The 21,297-nt window shown below is 42.5% G+C and carries 17 protein-coding genes; 5 read left to right on the top strand and 12 right to left on the bottom strand.

The genetic code is table 11. From position 1 onward, the window contains the following. The first annotated feature begins 48 nt into the window (after positions 1-48). Positions 49-633 carry a TetR/AcrR family transcriptional regulator gene (locus HRU23_04740; protein ID NRA53429.1) on the top strand — a complete coding sequence of 195 codons (585 nt, stop codon included), beginning with the start codon at positions 49-51 and terminating at the stop codon, positions 631-633. A gap of 230 nt (positions 634-863) precedes the next feature. Here HRU23_04740 and HRU23_04735 read toward each other — a convergent pair whose 3' ends face one another. From HRU23_04735 to ilvC, 11 genes are all read right to left on the bottom strand, one after another. Continuing rightward, positions 864-2,048 (bottom strand): NAD(P)/FAD-dependent oxidoreductase, encoded by a 1,185-nt coding sequence (locus HRU23_04735; protein NRA53428.1) that lies wholly within the window; start codon positions 2,046-2,048, stop codon positions 864-866. A 68-nt stretch (positions 2,049-2,116) separates the two neighbouring features. Continuing rightward, positions 2,117-2,650, bottom strand: a complete 534-nt coding sequence (gene ftnA, locus HRU23_04730; GenBank protein ID NRA53427.1) for a non-heme ferritin — start codon at positions 2,648-2,650, stop codon at positions 2,117-2,119. A 167-nt stretch (positions 2,651-2,817) separates the two neighbouring features. After that, the gene (locus HRU23_04725) at positions 2,818-3,756 is read right to left on the bottom strand and encodes an ABC transporter permease (GenBank protein NRA53426.1); all 939 of its coding nucleotides are present in this window, start codon (positions 3,754-3,756) and stop codon (positions 2,818-2,820) included. A gap of 2 nt (positions 3,757-3,758) precedes the next feature. Beyond that, complete coding sequence (locus HRU23_04720; GenBank protein ID NRA53425.1) at positions 3,759-4,736, bottom strand: ABC transporter permease; 978 nt, start codon at positions 4,734-4,736, stop codon at positions 3,759-3,761. Positions 4,737-4,939: 203 nt separating this feature from the next. Next, positions 4,940-6,493 carry an ABC transporter substrate-binding protein gene (locus HRU23_04715; GenBank protein ID NRA53424.1) on the bottom strand — a complete coding sequence of 518 codons (1,554 nt, stop codon included), beginning with the start codon at positions 6,491-6,493 and terminating at the stop codon, positions 4,940-4,942. A 140-nt stretch (positions 6,494-6,633) separates the two neighbouring features. After that, complete coding sequence (locus tag HRU23_04710; GenBank protein ID NRA53423.1) at positions 6,634-8,352, bottom strand: ABC transporter ATP-binding protein; 1,719 nt, start codon at positions 8,350-8,352, stop codon at positions 6,634-6,636. A 253-nt stretch (positions 8,353-8,605) separates the two neighbouring features. Beyond that, positions 8,606-9,853 (bottom strand): mechanosensitive ion channel, encoded by a 1,248-nt coding sequence (locus tag HRU23_04705; protein NRA53422.1) that lies wholly within the window; start codon positions 9,851-9,853, stop codon positions 8,606-8,608. Positions 9,854-9,948: 95 nt separating this feature from the next. Continuing rightward, complete coding sequence (locus tag HRU23_04700; protein NRA53421.1) at positions 9,949-10,245, bottom strand: cell division protein ZapA; 297 nt, start codon at positions 10,243-10,245, stop codon at positions 9,949-9,951. Continuing rightward, positions 10,242-10,484: a cell division protein ZapB gene (zapB, locus tag HRU23_04695; protein ID NRA53420.1), complete on the bottom strand. Its 243-nt coding sequence runs from the start codon at positions 10,482-10,484 to the stop codon at positions 10,242-10,244. Before zapB ends, HRU23_04700 begins: the two co-directional genes overlap by 4 nt. Before the next feature lie 178 nt (positions 10,485-10,662). Next, positions 10,663-12,318 (bottom strand): EAL domain-containing protein, encoded by a 1,656-nt coding sequence (locus HRU23_04690; GenBank protein NRA53419.1) that lies wholly within the window; start codon positions 12,316-12,318, stop codon positions 10,663-10,665. Between the two features lie 567 nt (positions 12,319-12,885). Further along, complete coding sequence (gene ilvC, locus HRU23_04685; protein NRA53418.1) at positions 12,886-14,361, bottom strand: ketol-acid reductoisomerase; 1,476 nt, start codon at positions 14,359-14,361, stop codon at positions 12,886-12,888. A gap of 142 nt (positions 14,362-14,503) precedes the next feature. On the opposite strand from ilvC, the gene ilvY reads away from it, so the two are divergent. From ilvY to HRU23_04670, 3 genes are all read left to right on the top strand, one after another. Further along, positions 14,504-15,403, top strand: coding sequence for an HTH-type transcriptional activator IlvY (ilvY, locus tag HRU23_04680; protein ID NRA53417.1), 900 nt, complete (start codon positions 14,504-14,506; stop codon positions 15,401-15,403). 35 nt (positions 15,404-15,438) lie between these two features. Beyond that, complete coding sequence (locus HRU23_04675) at positions 15,439-15,705, top strand: DUF5062 family protein (protein ID NRA53416.1); 267 nt, start codon at positions 15,439-15,441, stop codon at positions 15,703-15,705. Positions 15,706-15,869: 164 nt separating this feature from the next. After that, the gene (locus HRU23_04670) at positions 15,870-16,685 is read left to right on the top strand and encodes a PEP-CTERM/exosortase system-associated acyltransferase (GenBank protein ID NRA53415.1); all 816 of its coding nucleotides are present in this window, start codon (positions 15,870-15,872) and stop codon (positions 16,683-16,685) included. Here HRU23_04670 and HRU23_04665 read toward each other — a convergent pair. Further along, a complete protein-coding gene (locus HRU23_04665; protein ID NRA53414.1) occupies positions 16,682-17,773 on the bottom strand; it encodes a hypothetical protein in 1,092 nt (363 codons plus the stop codon). The two genes, HRU23_04670 and HRU23_04665, sit on opposite strands and share 4 nt — an antisense overlap. Before the next feature lie 450 nt (positions 17,774-18,223). Here HRU23_04665 and HRU23_04660 point away from each other — a divergent pair, with 450 nt between their 5' ends. Next, positions 18,224-21,244 (top strand): EAL domain-containing protein, encoded by a 3,021-nt coding sequence (locus tag HRU23_04660; protein ID NRA53413.1) that lies wholly within the window; start codon positions 18,224-18,226, stop codon positions 21,242-21,244. Positions 21,245-21,297: the final 53 nt, after the last annotated feature.

The following is a 21,297-nucleotide window of genomic DNA, read 5'->3' as shown; positions in this document are numbered from 1 at the left end:
GTACATATAATTATGATGCAATCGGAATTTAACAAAATGAAGAATACTTTGAATAAAAAAGAAAGACTAGTTAGAGGGGCTGGGCGAGAGTTACTCCTTGAAGCTGCTACTATTTTATTCTTAGAGAATGGTTTTGAAGCAACCAGTCCTCAAGCAATATATACGAAAAGCGGTGTAGGACAGGGGAGTTTTTACCACCACTTTGCTGGCAAAGATGATTTGGCAAATCAAGTACTATCAAATCTCGCAATTTTAGAGTCGAGAAAACTGGATATTATTATGCAGACATATGATTCACCCATTGAAAGATTAAACGAATATTTAAAATTTGGTCGCAAAGGCACAAAAGGGTGTAAATTTGGTCGCTTTGTTTATGAAAGTTCTGTAAACAAGGGAGAGCTTTCCACGCCGATAAGAAAGTATTTTGATGATCTTTTGGTATTTTTAATTTCAAATATTGAGCAAGCTCATGCTCAGTCATTAATAAAAAACAATATGACCCCCAAGTTAATGGCTCAGGCTATCATCTCTTATATACAAGGAGGATATGCACTTTCAAGAGTTTATGATAACGATAGTTTTTTATTGGATAATATAACTATAATTAAATCATGGTTTGGTCTAACTAATTAACCTAAGGTCTGGATAAGAGACTCCTTCATGGCTTTAGCTTTCATGTTTTTCCTTGTGCCAGTAATAAAATATATACCGTTAAAATATGGGACACGCATTAATTTATTGTTGATTCTACAATAGATTAATTAAACGTGATATTTGGTGTGACTGTAATGAGGTCACCTCTGTTATTTTTACTAACAGAGGTAATATATTGAGGTTTAAATGATTTCTACCAACAACCGTTTCTAAGCGTACTGCCCAGCACACCAACCACTTGCCCAAGCCCACTGGAAATTGTACCCACCAAGCCAGCCGCTAACATCAACTACTTCGCCAATGAAATATAAACCTTCCACGTTTTTTGCCATCATGGTTTTTGATGAGATCTCGTCGGTGTCGACGCCGCCTAATGTTACTTCAGCGGTGCGGTAACCTTCGGTGCCATTTGGCTTTAGCTGCCATTGGTGGAAATAGTTAGCAATGGTGGCAAAGTCTTTTTCATTGAACTGATTTAATGGCTTGTCGGTTAACTTATTAAGCTCGACTAGGCGCTCTATTAATCGTTTAGGAAAATGCTGTGCCAGACAATTTTTTAAGGCTTGCTTAGGGTTGCTTTCACGCGCGATTGTTAGCAGTTCGTTTAAATCACCATGGGGTAATAAATCGATGGTAACCGCTTGTCCTGGTTGCCAGAACGACGAGATTTGCAAAATAGCTGGGCCAGACAATCCACGGTGGGTAAATAGCATGTCTTCGCTAAAGTTAACGCCGCTTTCGCTGGTCACGCTAACCGGCAGGCTAATGCCCGACAGGCACTCGTAGTCGTCTTTGTCGGTGTTTTGCCACGTAAAAGGCACTAAGCCGGCCGTGGTGTCTTTTAATTTAAGCTTAAACTGCTGCGCAACTTTGTAGCCGAACGGGGTCGCGCCAAGTTTTGGCATTGACAGCCCGCCGGTCGCAATGACTAAAGACTGACAGCGCAATTGACCTTCGCTAGTCGCAATTGAAAAACCTTGATCTAGCTGCTCTATCGCCGTAATTTCGGTGCGTAATTGAGTGGTAACATTGGCTTGCTTACACTCAGTTTCAAGCATGCTGACAATGTCTTTGGCGCTGTCATCACAAAATAACTGACCCAAGGTTTTCTCGTGATAGGCGATTTGGTATTTGTCGACCATCGCAATAAAATCCCATTGGGTATAGCGACTTAGCGCTGATTTTACAAAATGCTTGTTGCTGCATAAAAAGGCGCTAGGTTCGATATTGTAGTTGGTGAAATTACAACGGCCACCGCCACTGATTAAAATTTTGCGTCCGACTTTTTTGGCGTTATCGAGCAGTAGTACCTTACGGCCTCGATAACCGGCGGTTGCCGCACAGTGAAGACCCGCAGCACCTGCGCCAATAATTATTACGTCGAACTCTGTCATGTTTTTTCTCTATAAAAAAAAGAAAGGATGCCGAGGCATCCTTTTTGAGCGGGTGATTATACAGCAATTTACACGACGGTTGAACCCGGTGTCATAATGCTGGTGCCACCGCTAACGGCTAGTGCGGCAAAGTCTTTGTCGATCAAGAACATTGCTGGGCCGTCGTGACCAATTAATTCTAACTTGTCTAAAATACCTTTAAATAACTTTTCTTCTTCGTGTTGTTCTGCAACATACCACTGTAAGAAATTAAAGGTTGAGTAGTCTTGTGAGCTAAATGCAACATGAGCCAAGTCATTAATTTGTTTAGTGATTAGGCATTCATGTTCGAAAATTTGAATGAATACATCACGTAATGATTCAAAATTATGCGGCGGCGCATCGATAGCACCTAAAATTGGTAGGCCACCCGTTTCAGATACGTAAGTGAACAGACGCTTCATGTGTTCCATTTCTTCGTTGGCATGCTTGCGTAAAAATAACGCGGCGCCGTCAAAGCTTTTGTCTTCACACCAAGCGCTCATCTGCAGATAAAGGTTTGATGAATAGAACTCAAGATTAATCTGTTCGTTCAGTTTCTCGATCATTGGTTGTGCCAGCATAAAATCTCTTAATTGGTCTGAATAAATTTGGGGCAATGATGGCGTAAATTTGGCAGCTGGTCAAATGCAATTTACGTGTTTTGAAAAAAAAGAAGGCCACAATGAGCGTGGCCTTCTTTTTGTTTTTCAGTGACTTGTAATGTTAATAACTCTTGTTTAGGTAATGATTAGCCTTTATAGATCTTCGGGTTGAAGACATCGCGTAACCAGTCACCCAGTAAGTTAATAACCAACACCAATGATACTAATACAAAACCAGGGAAAGCGGTGATCCACCAAGCGCCTGAGAATATGTAATTAAAACCGGTACTAATCAGTGCACCAAGTGATGGCTGATCAACAGGTAAACCCAAACCTAGGAACGACAGGGCGGCTTCTGACATGACAGCATTGGCTATTTGCACCGTTGAGATAACTAAAATTGGCGACAAACAGTTAGGCAATATGTGGCGGAACATGATTCTAGGCGCTTTAAAGCCCATAACTCGTGCCGCTTCAACGTATTCTTTTTTCTTTTCAGCCAATACCGAAGCACGGATAGTTCGGGCATATTGCGGCCATTCGGCCACCCCAATAATCACGACCAGCATTAAGACCGCATATTGGTTATAAAAATCAGAGCCAAAACTGGCTTTAAAAATTGCCGAAATGATAATAGCGACCATCATGGTGGAAAACGACAGTTGCACATCGGCAAAGCGCATTAAGAACGAGTCGATGCGGCCACCAAAGTAACCGGCCGATAGACCAATGATAATACCTAGGAATAGCTGTAACGCGACGGCAAAAAAGCCGATGGTTAAAGACAAACGCGTACCATACAAAATGGTCGATAAAATGTCGCGGCCTTGCTCATCGGTACCAAGTAGGAACCGCTCGTCACCTTCTTCAAGCCAAGCTGGCGGTAATTCCGAGTCCATGATGTCGATAGTCGACAAATCATAAGGATTGGTTGGTGCAATCAGTGGTGAGGCTAACGAGACAATCAGCAGGGTCATAAAGACCGCAAAGCTAAACATTGCCACTTTATCTCTTAAGAAGTAGTACAGAATGTCAGAGCGTTTAAAGCGTTCAAAACGAGTTGGAGCAGCGCTAATAATGGTCATGGTTATGCTCCTTTACCGGTTAGATCGATGGTTGGATTGATCCAGCCGTACAATAGGTCAACAATGGTGTTGGTAACCACAAAAATTAAGCCGACAAAAATAACGTAAGTCGTGATTAGCGGGGTATCAACTCGGTTAATCGCTTCTAAAAATAAGAAGCCTGTGCCGGGCCATTGAAAAACCGTTTCGGTTAAAATGGTGTAAGCAACCATGGTGCCTATTTGCACGCCGCCAACGGTTAATACCGGCAGCATAGTGTTCTTTAATGCGTGCTGAAAATAAACCTTATTTAAGGCTAAGCCTTTCGCTTTGGCAAATTTGATGTATTCAGAGCTTAGTGCTTCTAACATTTCAGATCGAACCAGACGAATGAACAGTGGCAACATAATTGAGGCCAGAGAAACACAAGGCAATACCAGATGAGCTAGGCCATCAGCATTGAAAAAACCTGAATTCCAGCCGAGTAAATTAGTGGTTTCGCCGCGGCCATAAGATGGCAACCATTGCAGTTCTATCGAGAAAACGTACATTAGCATGATGGCGGTGAGGAACACGGGTACAGAAATGCCAATACTACTAAACGCCATGACGGCTTTACTAAAAAAGCTGCGTGGGTGAATAGCGGAATAAACGCCTAATGGGATCGACAAAAAGATAATAATAAAGGTCGCACCGACGACTAATTCGAGGGTGGCAATTAACTTATCTAAGATGACATCAACAGCGGGGCGTTTATAAAAATATGAGGTACCAAGATCGCCTTGCACGGCGTTGGTAATAAAACGGGTATATTTGGTAACAAATGGGTCATTAAGCCCTAGTTCGTCACGTAAAGCCTGTCGTTCCGCTTCTGAAACGGATTGACCGACGAGTTCTCGTAATGGGTCGCCGAGGTTATCCTGGATGGAAAACGCCACTAAACTGATCACAAACATCACTATCAGTGCCTGAAACAGGCGATTGACCAGAAACGTAAACATCTCTTGCCCCTTTTAAAATTCTAAATATGACCTTAGTCTGGTGTGGTTAATCACCTAAAACTAAGTGTTGTAAAATACGTGCTGTAAAAATAAGTATTACAAAATAACGACGCAAATAAGTACTAAAAAAAGCACCACAACAAAATAAAATTCATCGACTATCGGCTGGGTTGTTACCCGCGATAGTCGATGAATGTCGAGACTTACTTAACGACTAGGTCGCCAAAGTAAGGGAAGTTCATCGCGTTAACGATAGGCTTAATCATCACGTTAGACTTTGCAGCCCACGCTAGGTTTTGCCAGTGTAGCGGTACAAATGCAGCTTCGTTATAAAGCGTTGCTTCAACACCTTTAAGCATTTCAGCACGCTTAGCACTGTCAGTTTCAACGTTAGCAGCTTCTACCATTTTGTCCATTGCTGGGTTTGAGAAGTGACCACAGTTGTATTGACCACGGCCAGTTGCTTCGTCACGAGTCATGGTTAAGAATTCAGAGAAGTTAGCTGAATCTTCAGTGTCTGAGTGCCAACCAATCATTAGCATATCTGCTGAACATAAATCAAACTCAGGCCAGTATTGCGCTTTTGGCATGGTTTTAAGATCAACTTTGATGCCGATTTTAGTTAGCATTGACGCAGTTGCTTGCGCAATTTTCGCATCGTTTACGTAACGGTTATTCGGTGCAATCATTGATAATGCAAAGCCGTTTTCATAACCAGCTTCTTTCATTAGGGCTTTCGCTTTCTTAATGTCGTAACGTGGCGTTAGCTCAGCATTGTGACCGGCGTAACCTGCTGGGCTTTGCTGACCAGCTGTGGTTGCGAAGCCTTTCATGATTTTTTTCACGATGCCTTCGTTATTGATTGCATGCACAATCGCTTGACGAACACGAACATCTTTTAGTGCTTCATTGCTGTTTTGGTTCATTTGCAATGTGATGATACGAGTACCAGGCAGTGTCACTAGATCAATGTTTTTAGCACTTTGAATGCGTTTGTGATCGTTAGGAGCAACTGGTGCAATCATGTCAACATCGCCAGAAAGAAGCGCAGCAACACGAGTCGCATCTTCTTTGATTGGCACTAATGTTAGCTTGTCGACGTTGCCTTTAGAAGCGGTGTCCCAGTAGTCGTTAAAACGTTCAAATTCAACTTTAACGCCTTGTTCGCGTGACGTGATCACAAATGGACCCGTACCAGAAACGTTGGTTGATGCAAATGAGCTGCCGTGCTTAACCAATGCCGCTTTGTCGCTGCCGTCAGCCATCTTGCCAGAGTAGAACTTGCTGTCCATTGGGAAAATGTAAGTAGCTGTTTGCAGTACTAACGGGAATGAACCTTTTGATACTAGATCGAAGGTGTAATCGTCGATTTTAACGATTTTTTCAAATGGTGCAAAAATAGCTTTAAAATCTGGTGAGTTTTGTAAGCGAGCAAAAGTCCAAACAACATCGTCGGCTGTTAGCGTATTACCAGAATGGAACTTAACGCCTTTGCGTAAATTAAAACGCATCGTAGTATCGTTAACTCGTTCCCAGCTTTCAGCCAAACGTGCTTCAAAATTGAAAGATTGGTCGTAACGCACTAACGGATCAAAAATCATGTGAGACACTTGCAGTGTACCACCTGATAACTGCTCATGTGGGTCAAGAGATACTGGATCAGCATCGTAAGCAACCGTAATGTCGGCTGCTGTTGCGCTTAGGCTTAAGGTTGCAGCCATTAATGCGACAGCAAGTTTAGTCTTGATGGTTTTCATGCATAACTCCTTACGCGGGAATCAATCCCTAGTTGTAGTAGTAGTTGTAATTATTGTTATTTTATCCGTTTATATCCGGCCTCATTGAAACCGAGATTCCAATGAGGCAGGCTATATAACGGCATGCTTTATTCACCAGCTTACTTGAAGGTGCTGATATCTGCTTTTAGGCCTTTAAACTCAGGCATTAAAGAAATTAGTTTCTTGCTATATGGGTGTTGTGGATCCGTAAATAATTGTTCGGTCGGCGCCACTTCCAACAAGGTACCCATTTGCATCACCCCAACCCGATCACACATTTGGCGAATAACAGGTAAGTCATGGCTAATAAATAGCATGGTTAGGTTTAGCTCTTGTTGCAGATCTTTTAACAGATTAAGAATTTGCGCTTGAACCGATACGTCGAGTGCTGAGGTTGGTTCATCACAAATGAGTAATCGTGGTCGAGTGGCTAGCGCCCGCGCGATTGAAATACGCTGGCGTTGGCCGCCAGAAAATTCGTGCGGGTATTTAAGCCCGGCCATTACGCCTAATCCAACGTGCTCGAGCAAGTCGGTAACTATTTGACGAGTTTCATTTTCATTGGCCGTTAATTTATGAAAGCGAATTGGTTCGGCAATGATGTCATAAATCTTCATGCGAGGATTCATTGAAGTATATGGGTTTTGAAACACCATTTGCATTTGACGGCGCAGTGGACGACGTTCTTTTTCAGATTTTATGGCAGTTAAATCGATGTTTTCAAACGTCACCTGACCAGAGTCTGGCTTATATAAGCCAGCAATAATCCGAGCAATGGTTGATTTTCCAGAGCCTGACTCGCCAACTAGACCGAAAGTTTCACCTTCATTTATTACAAAGCTAACTTTATTTGATGCTTGAACATATTCACGCTTTGATTCAAAGAACGAATCTTTGGTGACGAAACGTAAACTAACGTCCTCAACGGTGAGTAATGAGCCGGTGTAGCTGCGATGATCTTGGCTTTGACCAAGCCAGTGATTCTTAATATCTAGTTGCTCCATTTCTTGAGCTTCTTCGATATAACTTACTAACGGAAAACGGTCGAGTTTAATGTCAGAACGTGGCACGGCTGATATTAAGCTACGGGTATATGGGTGATCGGGATCGCCCAATACTTTGGCCGTTGGGCCAAATTCAACTAAGTCGCCACGATACATCACTGCAACACGATCGGTCACGTTAGAGACCACGCCCATGTCGTGGGTGACTAACATACAGCCGACATTTTTCTCGATACATAAATTGCGGATCAAGGTTAAGATTTGATCTTGAATCGAGACATCTAATGCCGTTGTGGGTTCGTCGGCAATAATTAAGTCGGGTTCACCAGCCAAAGCAATCGCAATAACGACGCGTTGGCGCATGCCGCCAGAAAATTGATGCGGAAACTGTTTAAGGCGGTTTTCAGGCTGAGGGATCCCAACTTGGTTCATCAGGGTCAGTGCCCGATCGTAGGCTTCTTTGTCAGACACCTTCATGTTGGCATGAATGGTTTCAATCAATTGGCGCTCAACGGTAAATAACGGGTTAAGCGAGGTCATAGGATCTTGAAAGATGAAACCTATTTTAGATCCACGCACGCTCCGCATTTCTTGGGCTGTTAACCCCGAAATTTTTTCACCGTCGAGAAATACCTCGCCGTTAGCGACAATACCAGGAGGGCTTAACAAATCGATTACGGCGTTGCCGACTGTCGATTTTCCTGCACCAGATTCACCGACCACGCCAACAATTTCACCGCGTTCAATGGTTAAAGATAAGGATTTTACCGCAACTTCAACGCCATGGCGGGAAGGGTATTCAATCCGAAGGTTTTTTATTTCTAATAGAGACATTATCAGGCCTTTGCTGCTTGTTGCAGTCTTTTGCCCTGGTCGAAAAGTAACCAAATGTGATGGCACAATACGAGAGCTAAATGTAATTTGCACTTAATTTGGCAAATATTGCACTTAAAAGCAATGAAAAACGTTAATTAACTGTTTTTTTGATGTATCGAAATGTTGACTGTCTGTTGGGTATTGGTTGCAGGGGCGGTGTTTTTTGTCATTAAGCGCTCATTATACCTTGGTATAATGAGCATTCATTCGATTAGCTATTGTTACTTAGGTGCTTAAAGTCTTGGCCCGTTGGATTTTGGAATGGCTGCAGCTTAAATTCTGGCAAGACAGCATAAATATGATCAAATAAATCGGCCTGAATAGATTCATAAGCTGCCCAGCGCTGATCGGTGCAAAAGAGGTAAAGCTCAATCGGTAATCCGTGTTCGGTTGCTGCCAATTGCCTCACGATTAAGGTCATTTCTTGGTTAACTAATGGGTGCTGGCGCAAGTAAAACTCGACGTAAGCGCGAAAGGTGCCGATGTTGGTTAGCTTGCGGCCATTAGCGGTAATATTAAGATCACTATCGAGCAGCTGATTATTCGCATCCATTTGCTGTTGCTTGTCGGCCAAGTACTCTTTGATAAAAGCAATTTTCATTAAATGATCTATCATCGGCTGATCGAGAAAACGGATGCTGTTAATGTCGATATTTATTGAACGTTTAATCCGGCGACCACCCGATTGCTCCATGCCACGCCAATTTTTAAATGAGTCACTGATCAGCGCATAGGTTGGGATCATGGTGATGGTTTTATCCCAATTTTGAACCTGTACTGTGGTGAGTGCTACTTCAAGCACTTCGCCATCGGCCCCATATTTAGGCATTTCGATCCAATCGCCACGACCAACCATTTGATTGGCCGCCAACTGAACGCCAGCAACAAAGCCTAAGATGGTGTCTTTAAAGACTAACAACAGTACCGCGGTCATCGCACCGACACCACTGAGGAAGTAGAACGGCGACTTATTTAGCAAGGTTGAAATAATTAAGACAATTAAGATCAGTACTAACACTACTTTGATTAACTGAATAATGCTTTTGACCGGCAACTTCCTGTTGAGGCCGTGGCGGCGGGTATAGTCGAGCAGGACATCAAGCATCGCTAGCATGAACAGTGATACTTTGATCATGATGGCAATATTACAGATTAATAACCCAAGATCTCGTAACCAGGGGTAGCTGTTTAGTGCGATAGGAATAAGTAAGAAAACAATCAGCAGCGGCACGACGGCGGCAATCTTGGCTAAGGCTTGATATTTATCTAAGGTTTTAAATAAAAATGGCGAGGTTTTATCAAGCAGTTTATGCAATAGATTGACCAAAATTCGACGATCAATTTTATCGACCACAAAACTAATAGTGAACATCAGAGTGACTAAAATGGTGGTATCAAGCCATTGATATTGAGTGAGTGGCTGATATAGCGAGAGCAGTTTATTTAGATAATCGGTCAAGATATTGATTCCGAACGGACTAAGGGTGTTACTAGAGTAAATTATTTAACAAGTTTTTGCCATAACAGCCGTGAGTAAGATGATGAGTCAGAAATTTATTTAGTCTTGGCGATTAATGCTTGTTCGATGGTATGAGTGAGCGTCTCTAAGCGGGTAGTTAGCTCATTGCTAAGTGTTTGTTGAGCTTGCTTGGCTATTAGCAATTCGCCGCTAAGGTTAAGCGCAGACATCAAGGCGATGTTAAGCAGGCTAGTGGTTGGTGACTTTTGTTGTATTTCTGCCATTTTTTGATTTAAAACGTCGGCAGATTCCAACAGTGCTGTCGCCTGCCCCTGAGGGCAACCAACAGTCATTGTTTTTTCAAGCAAGGTAATTTCTAGCTTTTGACTCATGCTTCCTGCTCAAGTCGATTTAACAGGGTGTTGATCTTGCTGAGCGTGGTGGTTTGCTTTTCTTCTTGCTCGAGCGCTTCTAGTTGTAGCGTTTCACTTTCATCAGATAGTTGCTGCAACTGAGATTGAAGCTGTTCATTTTTCTGGTTAAGGCTGGCAACGTCTTGCTGTAATGACTGGTTTTTCTCCAGTAATTTTTCAATATGCTGCTCTAATTTTGGCAGTGCTGTCTCTAACATGGGGTAATCCATTAATTTTGTAGGAGGTAATAGTGTTAATTTAATCAAAATACAGTAATAAAGCTAGCTGGCGAGTCATTTAAAGCCATTTATTTAGCATAATCTTCACTGTTTGATTATCGGTTGCGCTATTAGAGCAATATCAAGCTGAATTTAAGCTTACTGCGGGCATAAAATCTTAATCAAGCTGATCTATTGCTGGTTGTTTTACTGGTCGTATCTGTAACCGGGACTTACTCAATAATTTTGTAATAGCTTGCGGCTTGCCAAAGAAAAAACCTTGGTAGTATTGGCACGATTTTGCTTTGAGCAGGCGATATTGTTCTTCTTTATCGATGCCTTCAGCGATAACATTAATATTGAGCGCATTAGCCATGGTTAATATCGCGGTAATTATTGAGGCATCATCGGCATTTTTATCAACTTCACTGATGAACGAGCGATCTATTTTGACGGTATCGACCGGCAGTTTCTTTAAGTAGGTCAGTGAGCAATAACCGGTGCCAAAATCGTCGAGCGAAAATTGAATGCCATAGCTGCGCAGTTTATTCATTTTTGCGCAGGTATCATTAATATCACTCACGGTTTCTTCTTCGGTGATTTCGATGACTAACTGGATGTGTTGCAGATCATGGCGCGATAAAATGGTTTCAATTTGACCGACAAAGTCTTCTTGCAAGAAATGACTCGGACTTATATTAACCGCAACCTTTAGTGGTAACTGCGGATAGTCGGCGCTGGCCAGTGCTGCGCATTCACGACACGCGAGGTCTAAGACATAGCGGCCAATTTTATCAATAACTCCAATTTCTTCAGCCAGAGCAATAAATTCACCAGGCCCAATCACGCCTTTAGTCGGGTGGTGCCAGCGCAGTAACGCTTCAACTCCGATTAGCTTTTCGTTGTTGTCAACTTGGGGCTGATAAACGAGTTCAAATTCGTTATTTTTTATTGCTTGGTGTAATTCATTGGCTTGATTTAAGAATTTTTGGGCTTTTTCTTGCATTTGTGGTTCGAAAAATGAAAAGTATCCTTTGCCTTTATCCTTGGCATCATAAAGTGCTATATCGGCTTGGCGAAGGATGTCTTCTGCGCTATTAGTCGAGTGATGATTAAATACCGAGATACCAATGCAAGCGGTTAAATTTATTACTTGACCGTCGACTTTTAATGGGGTGCTTAGAATGTCGAGAATGCCAATCGCGTGGTTATATGTTTTTAATGCAACCCGCTGCGGTTCTTGATCTAAGTTTTGAATGACTAGCATGAATTCGTCGCCGCCAATCCTAGCCAGATAATCTTGAGAACGATGATTAAACGATAAACGTTTGGCGATCGATTTCAATACTTGGTCACCTTTGGCATGGCCGAGTGAGTCGTTGATTGATTTAAAATTGTTAATATCGATTAAAAACACCGCATGGTGGTAATTGTTCTGAAGGTTTTTGTTTTTCCCTGCAGTAATATACTTTAGCAGTGCGTAACGATTGGGTAACTCGGTGAGCAAATCTTGATATCGTTCGACGTTTAATTTTAATTGAGCTTGTTCGCGCTCATTAATTTCGATCACCAGTTGGTTGTTAGCCATACTAAGCTCTGTAGTTCGCTCGCTCACTAGCTGTTCTAACGAATTGTTGAGTTGGAGAAGTTCATTTTTGGCGACGGCTAGCTCTAATATTGACGGCAACCAGCGTCGAAAGCCGATAGCTAAAAAAATTAGGCCAAGCAGCGATCCAATAACTTTTTCGATGAAGGCCTGAGCGTCGGTATCGCCGATAAGTACGTATTGATTTAATTGGGGGAAATTATCGGTAATATCGATGAGAAAACTCAAGCAAAGTAAACTAAAGCCAGTGAGGATTAACAGTGACCCTGGTTGAGTGGTCACCTGGTATTTAGTGACAGCCCTGAATAATGTCCAACATACGACCAAAGACGAGCAAGCGATGAGGCTCTCGATAATAATGTCTTGCATTGATATAGCCTTATTGTTTATAGCAGATAAAAATTAAGCCATCGTAATGATACCAATTCCATTAATTCTCTTTGCGCACAACAAGATCATAAATTTAATGGGTATGAACAAGACACGAGCCTTATCGATAGTCATATATAATATATTAAGGGATATTAAGATTTATTCAAGCGCTGGCTTATTGAGTTAACGCATAAAAAAAGCCAATGAAAGTCATTGGCTTTAAGTTACACGCAAGGTGTTAAATTGAGTTGTATTGGTGCCTAGTTAGTGTCCATTCAGAAACTGCGAAGCAGGACACTGGCTATGTGGTATAGGGATGTGCCAATATTTTCAACTTGTTGAAAATGAAAGCGAAGTAAAACCACGTTTTACGGTAGTGTCTCCAGAAACAGGCAAGGATGTCTGTTTCTGGACGATAACTAGTTAGACAATTTTCTTCATCGCTGACATGTGGCCGCGTAAAGTATTACCAATTTGTTCAACGCTGTGATTACGTAATGCTTCGTTAATCGCAATTAACTGACCGTTATCAACACCGTTGCTAGTTTCGCTTAGGCCTTTACCAATTACATCGGTATCGATGCGAGTCATAAAGTCTTTTAATAGCGGTAAACATGCATGGTTATATAAGTAACAACCGTATTCTGCAGTATCAGAAATAGTCGCGTTCATTTCGTATAACTTCTTACGTGCAATCGTATTAGCGATTAACGGCGTTTCATGTAGCGACTCGTAGTAAGCAGACTCTTCTTTAATGCCTGCAGCAACCATTGTTTCGTAAGCTAATTCAACACCTGCGCGAACCATAGCAACCATTAAGATGCCTTTGTCGAAGTATTCTTGCTCGGTAATTTCATGGTCACCAGCGGCTTGCTTTTCAAACGCAGTTTCGCCCGTTTCTTTACGCCAGTTAAGTAACTTAGCATCATCTTGAGCCCAATCAGCCATCATGCCTGACGAAAACGCGCCGCCCATGATGTCGTCCATGTGCTTGTTGTACAGTGGACGCATGATTTGCTTTAGCTCTTCCGATAACTCAAACGCTTTAACTTTTGCAGGGTTAGACAGACGGTCCATCATGTTGGTTACGCCGCCATACTTAAGTGCTTCAGTTACTGTTTCCCAACCGTACTGAATTAACTTTGAGGCGTAGCTTGCTTCAATGCCTTGTTCAACCATTTTGTCAAAACATAAGATTGAACCAGTTTGTAACATGCCACATAAAATGGTCTGCTCACCCATAAGGTCTGATTTTACTTCAGCAATGAAAGAAGACATTAATACGCCAGCTTTATGACCACCAGTACCAGCGGCATAAGCTTTTGCTAATGCTAGGCCTTGGCCTTGTGGGTCGTTGTCAGCGTGAACAGCGATTAGCGTAGGCACGCCAAAACCACGTTTGTATTCTTCACGAACTTCAGTACCCGGACACTTTGGCGCAACCATGATAACGGTTAAATCTTCACGAACTTTCATGCCTTCTTCAACAATGTTGAAACCGTGAGAGTAAGTTAAGCAAGCGCCTTGCTTCATTAGCGGCATAATCGCTTCAACTACTGAGCTGTGCTGCTTATCAGGAGTAAGGTTTAATACAACGTCAGCATCTGGAATTAATTGGTCATAAGTACCAACAGTGAAACCATTCTCTGTTGCATTTTTCCATGATTGACGTTGTTGTGCGATTGCTTCAGCACGTAGGGTATAAGAAACGTCTAAGCCGCTATCACGTAAGTTTAAACCTTGGTTTAAGCCTTGCGCGCCACAACCAACAATAACAAGTTTTTTGCCGACAAGCGCTTGAACACCATCGCTAAACTCAGAGATGTCCATAAACTCACATTTGCCTAACTGAGCTAACTGCTCGCGAAGTGGTAATGTATTGAAGTAATTGTTAGCCATGACTAAATTCCTACTGAAAATATTATAAGAGATCACCTATTTGGTGATGATGAAACTACCATAAATCAATTTTAGTCTTGCGTAAAATGATATATGTGGGCTACTGTGTTGCATTATTTGCATCAATAAGGGCTGTAAGACAATGGACAATCGCCAACTGAAAATGTTTTTAGCCCTTGCCGATACGCTGCACTTTGCCCAAGCGAGTGAACAGTGCCACGTTAGTCCATCGACGTTAAGCCGAAATATTAAGCAGCTCGAGCAGCAGCTCGGCGTTGTGTTATTTGAGCGCGATAATAGAACTGTCACCTTAAGTCATCATGGTCAGCTCTTTATTTTGTATGCGACCACCACACTGGCGCAATGGGATGTCTTTAAAGGATCGCTTGACGATGACAGCAATGAGCTACGTGGTGAGTTGAGTATTTATTGTTCTGTTACCGCCAGTCATAGTTTTTTACACCAAATGCTTGCACGTTATCGCCAGCGCCACCCCAAAGTTGAAATTAAGCTTAGGACTGGCGATGTCGCCTTGTCTGTGCCTCGGGTGCTGAACGAGCAGGAAGATATGGCGATTGCCGCCAAACCCGACTTAATGCCCGTCAATTTAGCCTTTCAAACGATTGGCTGGTCACCCTTGGTTTTTATTGCTCCGACCATCCGCTGCGATGTGCAGGCGATTATTGATAGCGCTCAAGGTCAGGTGTTGCCTTGGGCTGAATTGCCAATGATAGTGCCGGAGCAGGGCTTTGCCCGAAAACGCCTTGATCAATGGTTTAAGCGTAAAGGCATTAGGCCGGTTATATATTCTGAGGTTGCTGGCAATGAAGCGATCGTGAGTATGGTTAGCTTAGGCTTTGGCATTGGCGTCGTGCCAAAGATTGTATTGGACAACAGTCCGTTAAAAGAATTAATTCGAATGGTTGATGTTAAACCGGAACTTGCACCATTTGAAGTGGGGATTTGCACCCTAAAAAAACGTTTAAAAACACCTTTAGTCAATTCGTTATGGCAAGTCGCTAAGGAAGGAATTGCCAATTAATCTAGATAAGCAGTATACCAATAGAGGGATAATCGATGAAAAAGCATAAGAATGAAGACAAGTTATTCAAGCTGGCCATGGAAATAGGGGGCGGTTACGCCAAAAAGCGTGGTTACGCTGACTTTGACAAAGGCATTTCGAATAAAGACAAGGTTGAATGTATTTATCGTTTACTGGTCAGTGATGGTTTGATTAAACCACTGCCAGAAGATAAAGAAGACGGTCCTAATATTAAACATCGGTTAGTGTTATGGATAATTTCGCAATTGCCGGCAAGCCATGCGTTGATTAAAGAATCATAGGATGAATATATTGAAGATAAAGGCTGTAATGCTAGCTTGGTTATTGGCTGGTTTGAACTATTGCAAATCTACTACTAGACTTGATGAGTGCTATGTGGCGGATGTGATTGCTTGGCGATGTGATCTGTTATTTATAGCAAATCATTTCAAACATGGATGCCACTATGACTAGTAATTCGCAAGCAACTACCGAGTCCCATTCTGAGCCGCTTTCATTAGCTGATAACTTTCAAAAATATTTTCGGGTCGTCGTTGCTAATACCAAAGAGCTACGGCAAGAAGTCTTTAAAATACGCCACGATGTTTATTGCCGCGAATTAGAATGGGAAGGCAAAAAGTCGTCAGGCATGGAAACAGACGAATACGATGATTATTCTTATTACTGCCTCTTGCAGCATCGTACCAGCAAAGCATTCGCGGGTTGCATTCGCATTATTATTCCACCTGCGGATAAACCAGAACTAAAAACCCCTTTTGAGGTAAATTGCTTATCAAGCCTTAGGCACGATGTGGTTGATATTAATGCGCTGCGCCGCGGCAGTTTTGGTGAAATATCTCGATTAGCGGTACCAGATACCTTCCGCCGTCGTCGAAATGAAGCAAACCAACCATTTATCATTAACGAAATCTCAGGCGATCATGGCGGTCACGTTTTTACCGAAGAAGAGCGACGTAGCTTCCCGAACATTGCCATCGGCTTATATTTAGCGGCGTTGAAACTCGTGAGTATTTGCAACCATGATGCCGCGTTTGTGATGATGGAGCCTAAACTGCGTCGGCGACTCAATCGTTTTGGCTTTTCATTTATTCAAGCCGGTGAAGTGATGGACTACCATGGTGCCAGAGCGTTATTTTATTTACCAGCGTCGGAGTTTTTTGCTGAACTAAACTCCGAGCTATTGGCTTTATTTGAGGGGATATCGAAAGATATTGACGAACAAATACAGCTGATACCTTATACCAACCCGCTCGACCGTTAGGCCGCTGTAACACGTAAAATAGCGACACCTTGGCGGTAACCAATACCGCCATTGCCATGGACCAGACCAACCTCTTTATTGGTGGTTAATAACTGCTGATACATCCCAATTAAACCATTGAGCGCCGGGTTGTTCCACGGTCCGCGTGCTAAGTTCATGCCGCCAGTGATGGTCACTAAATGATTATCAAGAAAATCGGCTATCTGATCGAGCGATTTTACCAGCCCACTACTGAGTAAAAAAGCCAGCGGCACAATCGGGTAGCAAGTATATAGCTCCATTAATGCCGAGCCATTTTTAATCGCTTGTTCAAAATTTAAATTTGCTTGGGCGCAGGCCTGCCGGTAAGCGCTATTTAAATGGTGATATTTCGCTATTAGTGGTAATTCATTTGGCTCATCGATCGAAAGTAATTCCAAACCAATGCCAGAGACATCTACTGTGGTATTTGGGGTTAAGCACAATTGTTGGCTTAACTCATCGCTGCATAGTAATAAATGACCGCAAAAATCGACTAAAGGGTTGGCGCAGTCAACGCCTCGAAATAAAGGGGTTACTTGGTTAAACCATTTAGGCTCAGGCGCGGGGAAATGAGCACGCTGTTGTTGCTGGGCCAGTTGATGACTTTTGGTGTAATTTTCGAATAAATTATTGGCAAGTTGCTTGAAGGTTTTGCTATCAGTATCGTGTAACTCAATAAACTCATGAGCCAACTCATCATAGAGCTGAGCGATTGATAAATCATCACGATAAACTGCCATTAGTTGATGCCGTTCCTGACGTTGATAACCTGTTTTTAACGGATCACTACCGCTAATAACCACCGCATGATGCCCTTGTTCTATTAATTCTTGCGCGCGAGCCAATGCCATTATCGGCGCGCAACCACTGCGAAAGTGATTATCAGGTAGCTCACTATGCCAATCACTCGATAAGGGTTCAATCGTTAGTTGCACCGGTGTAATGCCGGCCTGCTTGACCGCTTCTAATCTGGTTTTAAAATGTGCAATTTGTTGAGTGATGTTAAGGCCATCATCTTGATTTATTTTTGCATAACCGGCGACGATTTTTAACGATTGTTTGCTCATATTGATATTATTCCTGCGAGAAAGCCAGTGTCATATGTACCTTACTTTTAACCATCGAGCCACCCTCGCTGCTGCCGTTTAGATAATTGGCAGTCAATGCTGCTGGCAAGTTATCAATACAATGACAGAGATTGTTCTTAATTTATTGTTGTTTAATTAAAACATTGATGATTATTGTTTATATAAAACAGGCGGTTATTTTTTTGTTGATGTTTGTTTTCGGCTAAAAATTATTATTTATCGGACTTGGAAGTTTGCAAAAAAACAATTAGGTGATAACTTCGTGTTTAACGTCTTTTTAATTAAACCTGATTAAAAGATGTATAAATCTCGTTGCTAGCGCTTCATTTAAACATCGCGCACAAGTTAGTAGGTTTATTATGCTGGTGCTGGAAGTACCATTTTAAAGTAACATGAAATATGTAGCAGTTATCGTATTGGATGAAATAAATGCCGCAGCAAGAAAAAAACATCACATCAAATTTTGATTGGACTGTCGACAGTGACAGCTTTCCTCTTTATCAACTAGCTGTTGAGCAACTAGTGTCGATCCCTGTTGACATTTTTTTTGAGCAACTGGTTGAACGGCTTGCAAATTTTTTCGGTTGTGATTACGTCATGGCGCTGCAAAGTTGCAATATGGAGTCAGATGTTGCTAAGCCACTCGCTTTCTGGGCCAAAGGGCAATTAGAATCTTTGGCCGAATTCTCGACTATAAATACCCCATATTCTGAACTTAAAGGGCATCGTTCATGTCGTTATGGCGAGGAGATTCAGCAGTTATTCCCTCAAGATCTTTTTGTGAAAAATCATCATATAACGGCTTTTGTAGCGCTGCCTTTGCTTAATGCTAAAGATCAAGTAATCGGCTATTTAACCATGATGAGTGCCGACTCGAAAATACGTAAGTATCCTTTTTCTATTTTAAGGGCTTATGCGGGGCGAGCAAGCGTTGAGTTAGAGCGCCGTTTACACAATCAAGAGGTTGAGGCGTTAATTGAAGGTTATTGCTTACCGGTTGAACAAGGACTTTTTGCCCAATTAGCTAAAATTATTGGAGATGTGCTTGATGTCGACTATGTCATTATTAGTCACATGCCGAAAAATGGTGGCGATGTGCTTGAATCAGTCGTGGCCTATAACCGTGGTGCATTATTATCGTCCTTTGAGTACTCGATTAAAGGCTCCCCTTGTGAAATGGTGGTTGGTCAACAGCTTCAATCCTATCCAGAGCAGGTGCAGCAGTTGTTTCCTGGGTTTAGCTTACTTCAAGATTTAAACGCTCAAGGCTATGTTGGTGCGCCCTTATTTGACTCTAATGGCGATGCGCTCGGGGTGCTGGCGGTAATTAGCGAACGGCCAATCAAAAATGTAGCGAAAATAACGCCGCTATTAGTGGCGTTTTCAAATCGGGTCGCTTATGAGGTCGAACGTCAGCGCAGTGAGGATTTTATTCGGCACTATCATGACATTTTATCGGCGACCGATGACTTAATGTCCTTTGTTGATACCAATTATATTTATCGCGCGGTCAACAATGCCTATTGTTTGAAATTTAACAAATCAATTAGTGAAATTGTTAATCATTCGGTGCTTGAGTTACACGGTAACGACGTTTTCTATGGTGGCTTACAAGCGAGCCTTGATATTTCACTGCGCGAAGGTCAAGCGATTACAACCGAGTTTGAGCGTAAAGCGCCTGACGGCTCAGTCCGTTGGATCCAAGGTCAGCATAACCCATCATTTGATAGTGACCATAACATTATTGGGGTGGTGGTATCAGCAAGAGACATTACCGAGCTAAAGCTGATTCAACAAGCGTTAGCGCGTAGTGAGCAACGTTTACAGTCAATGTACGATGATGCCCCCGCGATGTTTTTTACCGTTGATGCGCAGGCTTTTATTACTTCGGTTAATGCCTATGGCGCGACAGACTTAGGTTACCGGGTCGACGAACTGATCAATACCAATATCAGCCAGATCTTTCTGCCTGATGACCGTGCCGCGTTTATGGCTAAACTTAAGTTGTGTTTTGCTGATCCTGATAACGCTCATAGCTGGGAACTGAGAAAAATTGATCGATCGGGTAAAGTCATTTGGGTCAAAGAAACGGCGCGGGTAGTGACCGATCAAAATAATTCAGCTAAAGTTTTTATTGTGTCGGAAGACATTTCTGAAAAGCATAAATTATCGCAAAAGCTATCTTATCAGGCGTCGCATGACGCGTTAACCGATTTAATTAACCGGCATGAATTCGAACGATTATTGCAGCAGCTGCTCGACAATGATAACGACAAAGCCGAGCATGTTTTGTGCTATCTCGATCTTGACCAGTTTAAATTAGTTAATGATTCATGTGGTCACCTAGCCGGCGATCTTTTATTGAAAAATGTTGCGGACATTTTGCATTTAAAGGTGCGTAAAAGTGATGTACTAGCTCGTTTAGGTGGTGATGAGTTTGCTATTTTGATGGAGTACTGCTCATTAGAGCAGGCTAAAATGGTTGCTAATACGATCAGACAATTGATTCAAGATTATAAATTCATTTGGAAAAACCAAGCATTCTCGATTGGGGTTAGTATTGGGCTGGTGGTGATTAACCCCGAAACTGACAGCTTAGTGAAAGTGATGGGTTCGGCCGATGAAGCCTGTTATGCCGCCAAGGCGGCAGGCAGAAACCGGGTCCATATTTATCGCGAATCAGATCATGAAATCAGTCGCCGCCGTGGTGAAACAGAGTGGGTCAGGCGCATAAAGCAAGCGGTTGTCGAACATCAATTTTGTTTATACGCTCAGAAAATTTGCCCGGTAGATCCCAACAGTGATATCAAGCCAAGTTATGAATTACTATTACGCTTGCGTGATAATGATTCGGTGGTATTGCCTGACTCATTTTTCCCGGCTGCCGAGCGTTTTAATCTGGCGACTAGAATCGATGAATGGGTTATTGCCGCTGCCTTTCGTTGGCTGGCGAGTCCGGCCAGTCGCATTGATCAAATGAGCCATTGTGCGATTAATTTATCCGGTCAGTCGCTTAGTGATGAAGACTTTTTGGAGTATGTGGTGTTTCAGATTGAACGGCTTGAGGTGCCTGCCGATAAAATTTGCTTTGAAATCACCGAAACGGCTGCTATTTCTAATATGGCTGGCGCAGTGCGGTTTATTAACGAATTTAAACAGCGGGGTTGTCTGTTTGCGCTCGATGACTTTGGCAGTGGGGTTTCGTCGTTTGGCTATTTGAAAAACTTGCCAGTAGATTTTGTAAAAATTGACGGTTGTTTTGTTTCTGACATGGTTGAAGATCCGATTGATTACGCGATGGTCCGGTCAATTAACGAGATTGCTCACGTGATGAACAAGCAGACGATTGCCGAATATGTTGAAAGTGAACAAATCTTAGAATGTTTGCAAGACATCGGAGTCGATTTTGCGCAAGGCCATCACATTGGTCGGCCGCAGTATATCGGCTAATTTAATCGCTAATAAGCGCCGTGGTAACGGCGCTTATTTTCACCATACCAATG

This window comes from Gammaproteobacteria bacterium (assembly GCA_013214945.1).
In the GTDB taxonomy this organism is placed as follows: domain Bacteria; phylum Pseudomonadota; class Gammaproteobacteria; order Enterobacterales; family Psychrobiaceae; genus Psychrobium.
The sequence above is the reverse complement of the archived record's forward strand: the minus strand, read 5'-3'. Positions and strand labels throughout refer to the sequence as shown.